This window comes from Acidiferrimicrobium sp. IK (assembly GCF_025499425.1).
In the GTDB taxonomy this organism is placed as follows: Bacteria; Actinomycetota; Acidimicrobiia; order Acidimicrobiales; family Palsa-688; genus Acidiferrimicrobium.
This window is the reverse complement of sequence record NZ_JAIMCB010000006.1, coordinates 13,649-26,747: the sequence shown is the minus strand read 5'-3', so window position 1 is coordinate 26,747 and position 13,099 is coordinate 13,649. Positions and strand designations below refer to the sequence as shown.

The window sequence follows — 13,099 nt, the reverse complement described above, 5'->3', positions numbered from 1 at the left end:
AGATACTATTGTGTGCCCGCCGACTCACACGTAGGTTCGGCGGTGTGAGCAAACAGATACATCACTGGGTCGCTGGCCGACTGGTCGAGGGGACCTCAGGTCGGTCCTCCGCCGTGTACGACCCCGCCACCGGAGAGAAGACCGGATCGGTCGCCTTGGCGGACCAGCGCGAGGTCGACGAGGCGGTCTCAACGGCACGGGCCGCCGCCCAGGACTGGGCCCGCAGTTCCCTCTCGCAGCGCGCCGCGGTCATGTTCAACTTCCGCGAGATCCTCCACGCCCGCCAGGACGAGCTGGCCATGGTGATCACCGCCGAGCACGGCAAGGTGCTCTCCGATGCCGCCGGCGAGGTCGCCCGGGGACTGGAGAACGTCGAGTTCGCCACCGGCGTCCCTCACCTGGTGAAGGGCTCCTACTCCGAGCAGGTGTCCACCGGGGTGGACACCTATTCCCTCCGACAGCCACTCGGTGTGGTCGCGGGCATCACGCCGTTCAACTTCCCGGTGATGGTGCCGTTGTGGATGTGCGCCAACGCCATCGCCTGCGGCAACGCCTTCGTGCTCAAACCCAGTGAGAAGGACCCCTCGGCGTCGCTGCTCCTGGCGGAGATGTGGAAGGAGGCCGGTCTGCCCGACGGCGTCTTCACCGTGTTGCAGGGCGACAAGGTGGCCGTCGATGCGCTTCTCGCCCACGATGACATCGCCGCCGTCAGTTTCGTCGGCTCTACCCCGATCGCCAAGTCCATCTACGAGACGGCGACGGCCGCAGGGAAGCGGGTTCAGGCCCTCGGCGGGGCCAAGAACCACATGGTGGTTCTGCCCGACGCCGACGTGGACCTCGCCGCCGACGCGGCGGTATCAGCGGGCTACGGGGCGGCCGGCGAGCGGTGCATGGCCATCTCGGTAGTGGTGGCGGTAGGCGGGATCGGCGACCGCCTGGTGGACGCCATCGCCTCACGCCTTCCGAAGCTGAGGGTCGGGCCCGGTTCCAGTCCCGACACCGACATGGGCCCGCTGATCACCGCGGAACACCGCGACCGCGTCGCTGGCTACATCGACCGCGGGTCGGAGTCAGGGGCGACCGTCGTCGTCGACGGCCGCCACGGGGAGCTCCCGACGAGCGGCTTCTTCCTCGGGGCCACCCTCCTCGACCACGTCGAGGCCGACGCCAGCGTCTACGCCGACGAGATCTTCGGGCCGGTGCTTTCGGTGGTGCGCCGCGACACTTTCGGCGAAGCGCTCGAGCTCATCAACTCCAATCCGTACGCCAACGGCACTGCGATCTTCACCCGGGACGGCGGCGCGGCGCGCCGCTTCCAAAACGAGGTGGAGGTAGGGATGGTCGGCATCAACGTCGCGATCCCGGTGCCGGTGGCCTACTACTCCTTCGGCGGGTGGAAGGCGTCGCTGTTCGGCGACAGCCACATGTACGGGCCGGAAGGGATCAACTTCTACACCCGCGGCAAGGTGGTCACCTCCCGCTGGCCGGACCCCGCCACGTCTGTCGTGGACCTCGGCTTCCCCCAGACCAGGTAGAGCCGTGACCCAGATCGACACGTCCTCCACCAAAAGCGCGCTCGACGAGGCGACCGTCCGACGCCTCGACCGGGACCACGTGTTCCACTCGTGGTCGGCGCAGGCCCTCATCGACCCCTTGCCGATCGCGTCGGCGAGCGGCTCGTACTTCACCGATTACCAGGGCAACCGGTTCTTGGACTTCTCCTCGCAGCTGGTCAACATCAACATCGGCTACCAGCACCCGAAGGTCGTTGCCGCGATCGTCGAGCAGGCGCAGCGACTCTGCACCGTCCAGCCCGCCTTCGCCAACGACGTGCGCAGCGAGGCCGCCGGGCTCATCGCGGAGGTCGCGCCGGGGGATCTCAACCGGGTGTTCTTCACCAACGGCGGAGCCGAGGCCAACGAGAACGCCGTCCGCATGGCCCGGTTGCACACCGGCCGCCACAAGGTCCTCGCCGCCTACCGCAGCTACCATGGCGCCACCGCTGGAGCCATCGCCCTGACCGGCGACCCGCGGCGCTGGGCCTCCGAGCCGGGGATGCCCGGTGTGGTCCGGTACTGGGGACCGTACCTGTACCGCTCGGCGTTCCACGCCCAGAGCGAGGCGGAGGAGGCGGAGCGCGCGCTCAGCCACCTCCGAGACATCATCGCCGTCGAGGGACCGCACACCGTCGCCGCGGTGATCCTGGAGACCGTCGTCGGCACCAATGGCATCCTCGTCCCCCCCGACGGCTACCTCGCCGGTGTCCGGGAGCTCTGTGACGAGTTCGGCATCGTCATGATCGCCGACGAGGTCATGGCCGGATTCGGCCGCTGCGGCGAGTGGTTCGCCGTCGACCGATGGGGCGTCGTCCCGGACTTGATCACCTTCGCCAAGGGGGTCAACTCCGGTTATGTCCCCCTCGGGGGGGTCGTCCTCTCCGAGCGCGTCGCCGCCAGCTTCGCCGAGCGGCCATACCCCGGAGGGCTCACCTACTCGGGGCATCCGCTTGCCTGCGCGTCCGCGCTCGCATCGATCACCGTCATGCGCGACGAAGGCATCGTCGACCACGCCCGCGACCTCGGACGCGACGTGATCGGCCCCGCGCTCGCCTCCCTCGCCGAGACGCACCCATCTGTCGGCGAGGTCCGAGGCCTGGGCGTGTTCTGGGCGCTCGAGCTGGTCAAGGACCGCACCACTCGCGAACCGTTGGTGCCGTTCAACGCGACCGGCGCGGCGGCGGCGCCGATGGCCGAGTTCGCCGCGGCATGCAAGCAGATGGGGCTATGGCCGTTCACCCACTTCAACCGGACCCACGTGGTGCCGCCCTGCCCGATCACCGAGGGCGAGGTCAGATCCGGTCTGGAGATCCTCGACCAGGCACTCGCCGTAGCCGATCGCTACACCTCAGAGGCCTGACGAGACCGGCCCGCCGCCGGCGTCGCTCATGCCGGCGGCGGGCTCACCAGCCGGGCCGCGACCGCGTCTCCGATATCGGCCGTCGAGCCGCCCATGCCGGGGCCCGCCAGGGCGCTCAGGGTGGGCAGCACCTCGGCGACGGCGCGTTCCACCCGGCCGCCTGCGTCCACCTCGCCGAGGTGGACGAGCATCAGGGCCGCGCTGAGGATCGCCGCCGCCGGGTTGGCCCAGCCCCGCCCGGCGATGTCAGGCGCGGACCCGTGCACCGGCTCGAACATGCTGGGAGCGCTCCGGGCGGGGTTCAAGTTGGCGCTGGCGGCCACCGCCAGCCCTCCCTGAAGGGTGGCGGTGAGGTCGGAGATGATGTCACCGAAGAGGTTCTCGGTCACGATCACGTCGAAGCGGCCGGGGTCGAGGAGAAGGTGCTGGCACATCGCGTCCACGTGGACGTAGTCCACTGCGACGTCGGGATGCTCGCCACGGACCCGCTCCAGCACGTCCAGCCACAGCTGGCCGGCATGCACGAGGATGTTGGTCTTGTGGACCACGGCGACACGCCGACGTCGGGTCTCGGCCAGGTCGAACCCGTGGCGCATGATCCGCTCGGTGGCGTAGCCGGTGCTGACCGAGTTCTGGGTGGCTACCGCACCCGGCCCGCCACGGTTTAGGTAGGCCCCGGATCCCACATAGAGCCCTTCGGTGTTCTCTCGGAGGACCACCATGTCGCAGGTCTGGGGAGTCACCGTCGTGACGACACTCGGGACCCCCGGGTACAGCTTCGCCGGCCGGTAGTTGACGTACTGGTCGAAGCTGCGCCGGAGCCGGAGGATCAAGCCCCGCTCGAGGACCCCCGGAGGGACCGCCGGATCGCCCACCGCACCCAAGAAGATCGCGTCGGCGCGCCCGATCCGCGCTTCCATCGAATCGGGTAGCGCCTCGCCGTGGCGAAGATAGAAGTCGGCACCCAGGGGGAGCTCGTCGAAGCGAAACTCCATCGGTGACATCACCGCCACGGCCTCCAGGACCTTCATCGCCTCCGCGGTCACCTCCGGCCCGATACCGTCGCCTGGGATGACGGCAATGTCGTAGGAGCGCGGCTCGTCGGTGGCCGCGCCCTGGCCCGCTCGGGCCGTCACGACCCGACGCTCCCCGCCGCCGCGGCGGGGTCCGCACCGAACGCAGCGCCCATGTCCACCAGGCGCTGCCGATCGGCGGCCACCAGATACACCGAGTAGTAGTCGACGATGTTTTGGTAACTGATCCTCGCCGCCTCGGCCGGATCACCCTCGCGAATGGCGCTCAGCACCCTGGCGTGGCGTTCGCAGCTCTCCTGCATCTGCTTGCGACGGTTGCGCGACGCGGTGATCTTGGAGGAGACGAGCGTGAGGACCACGTCGTGGACGACCGACCCCGAGATCTCGAGCAGCTTGTTGCCGGCGGCCCTGGCCAGGGCGGCGTGGAAGGCCAGGTCGGCCTCGGCGAAGGCCTCCGAATCCCCTCCTATGTGGGCCCGCATGGCGGCCATCTCCCGGTCCATCTCCTCCAGCTGCTCGTCGCTGCGCCCCGCCGCTGCCAGCCGGCAGGTCCACGCCTCGACCATCACCCGGAACTGCAGGAGCTCAAGAAGGGTCAGGTGCTCGACCCGGGCGAGGGCCGCCATCGAGCCGCGCAACGAGTCGGTCGAGAAGTGCTGGACGACGGCTCCTTGGGGATCGCCGGCCCGGGACTGGATGAAACCGCGGCTTTGCAGCACCCGCAACGCCTCGCGCAGCGTCGAGCGGCTGACCGCGAACTCCTTGACCAGCTCCCGCTCGGAGGGAAGGCGCTGATCGGGCAGGAGCTTCCCGTCGAGGATGGCCGCCTCGATCTGCTCGACGACGCGTTCATAGGCCCGCACCGGGCGCGCCGGGGCGAACATCGACCTGCCCTCGGGCAGTCGTGGGGCCGAACGGCCTCCGGCGGAGGGAGCGTCAGCCATTCGGCGGATCGTAGCGACCGTCGATGGCGGTCCACCCGCCGTCGACGGTGAGGACCGAGCCGGTCACGTAACTGGACGCGTCGGATGCCAGGTAGACCACCGCTCCGGCCAGTTCCTCGGCCCGGGCCCAGCGGCCCAGAGCAGTCTTGGCAGCGTACGCGCCGTACCAGTCGGGGTCGCTGCGGATCTGCGAAGTGAGCGGCGTGTCGACAACTCCCGGGCTGACGACGTTGACCCTCACCCCGTCGGGCCCGAACTCGGCGGCGGCTGTCCGCGCCAGTTGCACCAGACCTGCCTTGGTCGCGGCGTACACCGCTTGGCCGGGCTCGACAGTCACTGCCCGGATCGACCCGAAGCCGATGATGCTGCCGCTGCCGCGCTCGCACATCGGGCCGCCGAAGGAACGGATGATGTTGAAAGAGGCACGAAGGTTGAGGGCTACGACCCGATCGAATTCGGCCAGGTCGTAGTCGAGGATCCGCTTTCTGACGTTGGTGGCGGCGGTGAACACCAACACGTCGGGCACCGGTAGGCGGGCCGCGGCCGAAGCGATGCTGCTGTCGTCGAGAACATCGAGGTGGACCGCCGAGTGGCCGGCGCCCGCGGCGCGAGCGGCGGCGTCCGCACCGTCGAGATTGCGGTCGGCGAATACCACCCGCGCCCCGTGGGAGGCTAGAGCCCCGGCCGCCTCCTGGCCGATCCCGCTGGCGGCACCGATGACCAGCGCGGTCTTTCCTTCGAGGTTGAAGCTGACGTCGGACATCGGCGCTTACGCTGCTCGCGGCAGGCGGATGACCGCCATGCGGGTGACGGTCATCTCTTCGATGGCGAAACGGGGACCTTCGCGCCCGAGCCCCGAGTCCTTCACTCCCCCGTAGGGCATCGTGTCGGAGCGGAAGCCGGGGACCTCGTTGACGATGACGCCGCCGACCTCCAGCCGCTCGAGGGCGGACATCGCGGTGTCGAGTGAGGTGGTGAAGACACTGGCATGCAGCCCGTAGCGCGACCGGTTGACGGCGTCGAACGCCGCGTCGATGTCGGGGACGCTGCGGACGGCGACCACCGGTCCGAAGACTTCCTCGTCCCACGCGTCCGAGCCGTCGGGGACGCCTTCGAGCAGCGTCGGTGTGACGGCGCGGCCTTCTCGAGTTCCGCCGGCGAGGAGGTTGGCACCGGCGTTGACCGCGGCGCCGACCCAGGCTTCGACCCGGTCGGCGGATCGGTCGTCGATGAGCGCCGAGACCCGCGTCTCGGGGTCGCGAGGGTCCCCGAGTCGCACCTCGGGCATCCGCTTCTCGAGGAGGCGGACCACGGCGTCTTTGACGCTTTCCACCACGATCACCCGCTGAACCGCGATGCAGGCCTGGCCCGACGCGTAGTACCCGCCGCGGACGATGGCGTCCACGGCCGCGTCGAGGTCGGCATCGGCTGCCACGACCAAAGCGGCGTTCGACCCGAGCTCGAGCAGCGTCTTGGTCGGCGCGGCATCGCGGGCGATCCGGTGGCCGACGGCCGCGGAACCGGTGAAGGAGACAGCTCCGATCCGGCGATCGGTGACCAACGCGGAGCCGACCGACGCGTCGCCGGAGACCATCTGCACTGCCGCCGGCGGCAGGCCGGCCTCCGCGAGGGCCTCGCGGGCGAGATGGACCAGCCACAGCGTCGCCAGGGGGGTCTGCGGGGCCGGCTTGATCACCACCGGGCAACCGGCGGCGATCGCCGGAGCGATCTTGTGGCTGGCGAGCAGCAGCGGGTAGTTGAACCCGGCGATTCCGACTACCACGCCGACCGGCTTACGCACCCAGAAGCCAAGCAGCCCCTCGCCTGATGGCGCCGCGTCCAACGCGACGGTCTCTCCGTGGATGCGCCCGACCTCGTCGGCCGCCGCGGACCATGTGACGAGGGTCCGGGCCACCTCGGTACGGCAGTCGACGAGGGGTTTGCCGCTCTCTAGTACCAGGAGGTGCTCGAACTGCTCGCGGTGAGCGGCGAGCCGGCGATTGACTCCCTCGAGCGCGCTCCGGCGGCGGTGGGCGGCGGCGGCCGCGACATCGCCGGCTACCGCGACAGCCTCGTCGACGGCGCGGTGGGCCAGCGACGCGTCCGCGACCGGGGCGTCACAGATCAGGCTTCCGTCGTAGGGGAACGTCACCGGCGCGGTCGCGGCGGGCTCGAGCCACCCGTCACCGATCGGGAGACCGGATGGGTAAGGAGGATCGAATTGGTTCACTGCTGTCCTTTCGCTTCCATCGCCGACGGCATCAAATCCAGATATGACGGCCACGACCCGACCGGAGTGGTCACAGAGGTCGCAGCGAGCATGGCGTTGACGACGGCCCTGGCGAAGCAGTCGGCGCCGGCCGCCAGGATCGAGAAGAACAACCCGTCGTCAGGTGAGGGCCCTCGCCCGGTCGCCAAGGCGAAGACGCTGTCGCCGTCTTGCATGCTGTGACAGGGGCGCAGGGCCCGGGCCATACCGTCGTGGACTACCGCAGCGAGCTTGGTGCACTGCGGCCTGGTGAGCACCGCGTCGGTAGCCACCACCCCGATCGTGGTGTTGAGCGGGGCGGGCCCTGCGGGGGCGTGGGCGCTCGGAGGGTGGACCTGACCGCCGGCGCGGGCCCGGTCGAGTTCGGGGGTAGCAGGCGCACGCAGCCGGTCGTACTCGCCGGGAAGGCCGAAGCGGACCCCGTACAACTCCCCGTTCGCCGGGTCCACCGCGGACCCGGCGGCGTTCACCGCGGTTATCACAGCCACCGTCACGGCGCCGTCGATCACCACGCTGGCCGAGCCGATACCTCCCTTGATCGCGCCGGCGACGCTGCCCGTTCCTGCTCCGACGCAGCCCTGGGCAGGCGGTTCCGTCGAGGCCGCCCGGTAGGCGGCCGCACCGAACCCGGGGTCTGGGCGACACTTGGGGTCGCCGCCCCGGCCAAGGTCGAACACGATGGCAGCGGGCACGATCGGGACCGTCATGGTGCCGTAGGGGGTCGTCACCTCCACGCCGACGCCGTCCTCTTCGAGCGAGTCGGCCACCCCAGAGGCAGCCGCCAGCCCAAAAGCACTTCCCCCGCCGAGCACCACTGCGTGAACCGGCGTTTGCGCGGTCGTGAGCCCCAGCACGTCGGTCTCCCGGGTGCCGGGGCCGCCGCCGCGGACGTCGACACCGCCGACCATCCCCTCCGGCGGGCCGACCACCACAGTCGTGCCGGTCAACCATCCGTTGCCGGTGCGGGTGTGGTGACCGACGCGCAGACCGTCAACGTCGACGATCGAATTGGTCGGTCCCGCCACCCACGTTCCGGTCATTCCACCACCCGGGAGAGGAACCGTCTGGCCGCCTCAGCGAACACGGCGGTGGCCCGGCGGATCTCGTCGACTTCGACGTACTCGTCGGACTGGTGGGCGATCCACTTTCCGCCCGGCCCGTACACCACCGTCGCGACGCCCGCGTCGCGGGTCAGCACGGTGCCGTCGGTGGAGCCGGGCACGCCGCCGTACCTGGGCTCCTCGCCCGTCACGGCGCGGTGCGCCTCGGCCAGCGCCCGGACCATGGGGTGGTCTGGGTCGACCTCGACGCTCGGGCGGTCGTCGATGACCGCCACCTCCGCGGTGACTCCAGCCGCCGCCGCCAAGTCGTTGGCGGCGTCGGTCACCGCCTCGACGATCTTGGCGTGGTCGACGCCGGGGACGGTGCGCACGTCGAGTGCCACAGTGGCGACGGCGGGGATGACGTTCATCTGCTCGAGCGACCCGCCGCTGAGCACGGTGGGGGTGACGTAGACGTCCCCGAGGTGAGGGTGGGTCCCGGTCTCGGCCTGCAGCTTGTCCTGGTAGTCCCCACACCAGGCGGCCAGGCGAGCAACCGCGGGGAGCGGGTTCCTTCCGTGCTGGGGCATCGCCCCGTGCGCCATCTTGCCGTGCATGTCGACGCGCACCCGTAGTGCGCCTTTGGCGGAGGTGCAGATCTCTCCCTCTTCGGGCTCGCAGACGATGACGCCGTCCACGCCCTCGAGACCACCGGAGGCCGCGAGATGCTTGGCTCCGAGCATCATGCCTTCCTCGTCGATGAGCGCCATGACCCTGATCCGGCCAGCGAAGGGACCGGCCAGCTGGAGCGCCCTGACGGCGTAGAGCATCGCTGCGACGCCGCTTTTCATGTCGGCGGATCCCCGGCCGTACAGCCGGCCGTCGCGTATCTCCCCGCCATAGGGGTCCACGGTCCACGTCGCCATGTTCCCTTCGGTGACCACGTCGAGGTGACCCTCGAACGCGAGGATGGGCCCCGGTCCTCCGCCTCCGTCCACGTCGGCGACGACGTTGGGCCGGCCCGGCGCCACCTCCGTGACGGTCGGGGCCCAGCCGAACTCCCGCATTTTGCTGACTACCAGCTCCGCGGCTGCCGACTCGTCGGTGCCGGCCACCGGGTCGTAGACGCTGCGGATCCGCACCAGCTGCTGGGTGAAGTCAACGACGTCGTCGTCGACGACAAGTTGGGGCATCTCAACGGTCATGAACTCGCATCTCCTCTTTCTCTCCGATGTCGGATACGAGGAGCCGCGTCGAGCAGGCTGCGGGTGTACTCCGCCCGCGGGTCCTTGAAGACTGCGTCGGTCGGCCCCTGCTCGACGACCTCCCCCTGGTACAGCACCATGACGCTGCGGCAGAGGTGACGCACGACGGCCATGTCATGGGAGACGAACAGCAGCGTGAAGCCGAGGTCGGCGACCAGTCCGCTCAGAAGGTTGAGGATCTGCGCCCGGACCGAGACGTCGAGGGCGCTAACCGGTTCGTCGGCCACCAGCAGCTCGGGCGAAGGTCCGAGCGCCCGGGCGATCGCGATGCGCTGCCGCTGCCCTCCCGAGAACTCGTGGGGGTACCGGGCGGCAGCGGAGTCGGGCAGCTCCACCGACGCCAGAAGCGTCCGCACCTGTTCGCGTTCGTTGTCTACGAGCCCGAGGGAGCGGAGAGGTTCCGCCAGGATGTCATGCACCTTCATCCTCGGGTCGAGCGATGACATCGGGTCCTGGAACACGATCTGCACCCGCCTGCGGAAATCCCGTAGATCCCGTTCCCGCCGGCCGCTGACGGTCTCCCCCCGGTACAGCACCGATCCTTCGGTGGGGCGCTCGAGCGCGGTGACGATACGAGCGAGAGTCGACTTCCCCGAACCCGACTCCCCCACGATGGCGAGGGTGTCGCCCTCGTTGACGGAAAGGTTGACCCCTCGCAGCGCCCAACTCGGCTCGTGGCCGGCGCGGCGCTTCGGATCGTAGGTCTTGGCGACGGAACGCACCTCGAGCACCGCCGGCGGGCCGCTCACTTGAGCGTCCCTTCGGTAGTGATCCCCGCCGCCGGTTCCTCGCGGCCGACGGGATGCCAGCATGCGACGGTGCGGTCACCCACTGCCTCAAGGGGGGGCATGGTCGTGCACTGCTGCGAAGCCCGGGGGCAACGGTCACGGTAAGGACAGCCCGGCGGGAACTGGCCTGCGGCCGGCACGCTCCCGGCGATGGCGGGCAGCGGCTCGCCGCTGGCGCCGTCGATTGAAACCGCTGATGATGCCGCCAGCAGAGCGTCCGTGTAGGGGTGCTGCGGTGCCGTGAGCATCGACTCCACCGACCCGCTCTCGACCACCCGACCGCCGTACATCGTGACCACCCGGTCGCACATCTCGCTCACGACCGCCAGATCGTGAGTGATTAGCAGCAGGGCGGAGCCCTCCTCGCGAACCAGCCGATCCAGCAGCTCGAGCACCCGGCGCTGCACGGTGACATCGAGCGCGGTCGTCGGCTCGTCGGCGAGGATGACGTCGGGATCGCAGGAGATGGCGATCGCCATCATCACCCGCTGGCGCAGACCCCCCGACAGCTGGTGGGGGTACGAGTGGGCGTAGCGGGCGGGATCGGGAATCTCGACTCGGGCAAGGAGCTTGACGGCCGCCTCCGCGGCCTGGCGGCGGCTGAGACCGCGGTGCTGGCGCAGTGCCTCACCGACCTGCCGCCCGATCCGCATGGTCGGATCGAGAGCCGTCATGGGATCCTGGAAGATCAGGGCGATCCGGTCGCCTCGCAGCTGGCAGCGGCGCCGCTCGGAGACGCCGAGTAGATCCTCGTCGCCCAGACGCGCCTCCCCCGACGCGCTGAGACCGCGTCCGAGCAGCCCCACGATCGCCATGGCGGTGAGCGACTTGCCCGACCCTGACTCTCCGATCAGCGCAACCCGCTCACCGGAATGCACCTCGAAGGAGACGTCGCGGACCAACTCCAGGCCTTGCGCCCGCACGCTGAGGTCCCGGACGGAAAGGGCCGCCATCAGCGCCTCGCTCTCACGTCGAACAGCTCGGCGAGCCCGTCACCGAGAAGGCTGAACCCGAGCACGACCACGAAGACGGCCAGTCCGGGCCACAGGCTGAGGGCCGGATCGCTGTGGAGATAGCCCTGCGCCTGCTGCAGCATGCTGCCCCATGACGGCGCCGGGGGCCGGGTGCCGAGCCCCAAGTAGTCCAGTGCCGCCTCGGCGAGGATCGCCAGCGAGAAGAGCAGGCACATCTGCACCACGATGGTCGTCGCGATGTTCGGGAGAACGTGGCGGCGAACAATCGCCCAAGGGCGCCGCCCGTAGGCTCTGGCCGCCATCACGTATTCCGACGCCAGCACGCCGAGGGCGTTGGCCCTGGTGACCCGGACGAACACGGGGATGTAAGCGACGCCGATGGCGATCATGGCGGTAGTCGTGGATGCGCCCAGCGCCGCCGACAGCGCGATCGCCGCGAGGAGGGCCGGGAACCCGTAGAGGATGTCGGTGAGCCGGAGGACCGCCTGCCCGACGACCCCGCCGTAGAGAGCGGCGACCAGACCAGCCGGGATGCCGACCGCTGTGGCCACCAGGACCGAAATGAACCCGGTGTAGAGCGTGATCCTCGCCCCGCTCATGAGCCGGCTGAGCACATCGCGGCCGTACTGATCGGTCCCGAGCAGATGGGCGCCGCTCGATCCAGCCAGGCGCCCCGCCGGGTCCACAGCCAGGGCAGGGTAAGGCGTCCAGATCAAGGCCACCAACGCGGTGACGATGATCAGTGCGACTATGAGGCCGCCGGCCACGAGGGAGAAGCTGCGAACCCGACGGCGAGTCCCGACGGCTGGGCCGCCCACCACCTCGGGCCCGGCGCTGCCCGCCGTCCCGGCGACGGCCGCGGCGGGACCGCTGGCCCCGGCGGGTTCGGCCTGCGCGCTCACGACCGACCCGCCAGCCGGGGGTCCAGGAGGCGATAGGACAGGTCGACGAGGAGGTTGAGCACCAGCACCGTTCCCGAGACGAACATGACGATGTCCTGCGCCACGAGCAGGTCGCGATTGTTGACTGATGTCAGCAGCAGGGTTCCGATCCCGGGGAGGGTGAACACGTTCTCCACCACGATCGCACCGACGATGAGACCGGCCAGCTCCAGGCCGCCGACGGTGACCAGGGGGAGCATGGCGTTGCGAAGCCCGTGGCGGCGCAGCGCCTGGCCCATGCTGAGTCCCTTCATCCGGGCCGTCCGCAGGTAGTCGGACTGAAGCAAGTCGAGCACCGATGTTCGCAGGTAGCGACTGATGATCCCGCCCTCGACGACACCGAGGCTGATCGCCGGCAGCAGCAGGGACTTCAATGCCGATCCCGGATGTGACCACTCCGGGAACCCGCTGGCGGGCAGGACGTGGAACTCCACGGCGAAGACGATGATGAGCAGCGTTCCCCCCACGAACGTGGGGACCGCCAGCCCGACCTGTCCGATGGCGCCGAGAACCGCGCCGGTGGCACGCCCCTGCAGCAACGCACCGAACAGGCCGAGCGGTATGGCGATCACCAGCCCGATGACCAGACCCAAGAGCACCAGAGGCCCGGTCACCTGCAGCGCCTGCCAGATCTGGGTCCCGATCGGCAGCTGCGACACGTAAGACGTACCCAAAGCGCCGGTCACCATCCCGTGCAGCCAATCGAAGTACTGCTGCCACAGGGGCTTGTCCAAGCCCAGCTGGACGGTCAGGTGGTGCACTGACTGGGGAGTGGCCTGCGTGCCCAGGATGACCTGCGCCGGAGACCCGGGCAGGAGCGTCAAGGCCCCGAACACGAGGACCGACGCGCCCACCAGCGACAGCACCAGGATGCCCAGACGGTGAGCAGCGAAGCGCACCATCAGCAACGCCCTGTCATCGTCAGCGC

The 13,099-nt window shown here is 69.7% G+C and carries 12 protein-coding genes; 2 read left to right on the top strand and 10 right to left on the bottom strand.

The features are described 5' to 3' along the window. Positions 1–44: 44 nt before the first annotated feature. Positions 45–1,535 (top strand): CoA-acylating methylmalonate-semialdehyde dehydrogenase, encoded by a 1,491-nt coding sequence (locus K6U06_RS11330; RefSeq protein WP_262322043.1) that lies wholly within the window; start codon positions 45–47, stop codon positions 1,533–1,535. 13 nt (positions 1,536–1,548) lie between these two features. Beyond that, positions 1,549–2,916 carry an aspartate aminotransferase family protein gene (locus tag K6U06_RS11325; RefSeq protein ID WP_410051035.1) on the top strand — a complete coding sequence of 456 codons (1,368 nt, stop codon included), beginning with the start codon at positions 1,549–1,551 and terminating at the stop codon, positions 2,914–2,916. Between the two features lie 26 nt (positions 2,917–2,942). Here K6U06_RS11325 and K6U06_RS11320 read toward each other — a convergent pair whose 3' ends face one another. Genes K6U06_RS11320 through K6U06_RS11275 form a run of 10 tightly spaced genes read right to left on the bottom strand, consistent with a single transcriptional unit; the run spans position 2,943 to position 13,073 of the window. Beyond that, the gene (locus K6U06_RS11320; protein ID WP_262322041.1) at positions 2,943–4,052 is read right to left on the bottom strand and encodes a 3-isopropylmalate dehydrogenase; all 1,110 of its coding nucleotides are present in this window, start codon (positions 4,050–4,052) and stop codon (positions 2,943–2,945) included. Beyond that, positions 4,049–4,894 (bottom strand): FadR/GntR family transcriptional regulator, encoded by an 846-nt coding sequence (locus K6U06_RS11315; RefSeq protein ID WP_262322040.1) that lies wholly within the window; start codon positions 4,892–4,894, stop codon positions 4,049–4,051. The genes K6U06_RS11320 and K6U06_RS11315 overlap by 4 nt, the downstream gene beginning before the upstream one ends. Further along, positions 4,887–5,657 (bottom strand): SDR family NAD(P)-dependent oxidoreductase, encoded by a 771-nt coding sequence (locus K6U06_RS11310; RefSeq protein ID WP_262322039.1) that lies wholly within the window; start codon positions 5,655–5,657, stop codon positions 4,887–4,889. Before K6U06_RS11310 ends, K6U06_RS11315 begins: the two co-directional genes overlap by 8 nt. 6 nt (positions 5,658–5,663) lie before the next feature. Further along, positions 5,664–7,124 (bottom strand): aldehyde dehydrogenase family protein, encoded by a 1,461-nt coding sequence (locus K6U06_RS11305; RefSeq protein WP_262322038.1) that lies wholly within the window; start codon positions 7,122–7,124, stop codon positions 5,664–5,666. Beyond that, positions 7,121–8,203: a P1 family peptidase gene (locus K6U06_RS11300; RefSeq protein WP_262322037.1), complete on the bottom strand. Its 1,083-nt coding sequence runs from the start codon at positions 8,201–8,203 to the stop codon at positions 7,121–7,123. Before K6U06_RS11300 ends, K6U06_RS11305 begins: the two co-directional genes overlap by 4 nt. Next, positions 8,200–9,408, bottom strand: coding sequence for a M20 family metallopeptidase (locus K6U06_RS11295; protein ID WP_262322036.1), 1,209 nt, complete (start codon positions 9,406–9,408; stop codon positions 8,200–8,202). The genes K6U06_RS11300 and K6U06_RS11295 overlap by 4 nt, the downstream gene beginning before the upstream one ends. Next, the gene (locus K6U06_RS11290; RefSeq protein ID WP_262322035.1) at positions 9,405–10,217 is read right to left on the bottom strand and encodes an ABC transporter ATP-binding protein; all 813 of its coding nucleotides are present in this window, start codon (positions 10,215–10,217) and stop codon (positions 9,405–9,407) included. Before K6U06_RS11290 ends, K6U06_RS11295 begins: the two co-directional genes overlap by 4 nt. Continuing rightward, a complete protein-coding gene (locus tag K6U06_RS11285) occupies positions 10,214–11,209 on the bottom strand; it encodes an ABC transporter ATP-binding protein (RefSeq protein ID WP_262322034.1) in 996 nt (331 codons plus the stop codon). Before K6U06_RS11285 ends, K6U06_RS11290 begins: the two co-directional genes overlap by 4 nt. Continuing rightward, positions 11,209–12,132, bottom strand: a complete 924-nt coding sequence (locus K6U06_RS11280; protein ID WP_262322033.1) for an ABC transporter permease — start codon at positions 12,130–12,132, stop codon at positions 11,209–11,211. Before K6U06_RS11280 ends, K6U06_RS11285 begins: the two co-directional genes overlap by 1 nt. Then, entirely contained in the window at positions 12,129–13,073 is a 945-nt protein-coding gene (locus tag K6U06_RS11275; RefSeq protein ID WP_262322032.1) for an ABC transporter permease, read from the bottom strand. Before K6U06_RS11275 ends, K6U06_RS11280 begins: the two co-directional genes overlap by 4 nt. Positions 13,074–13,099 lie beyond the last annotated feature (26 nt).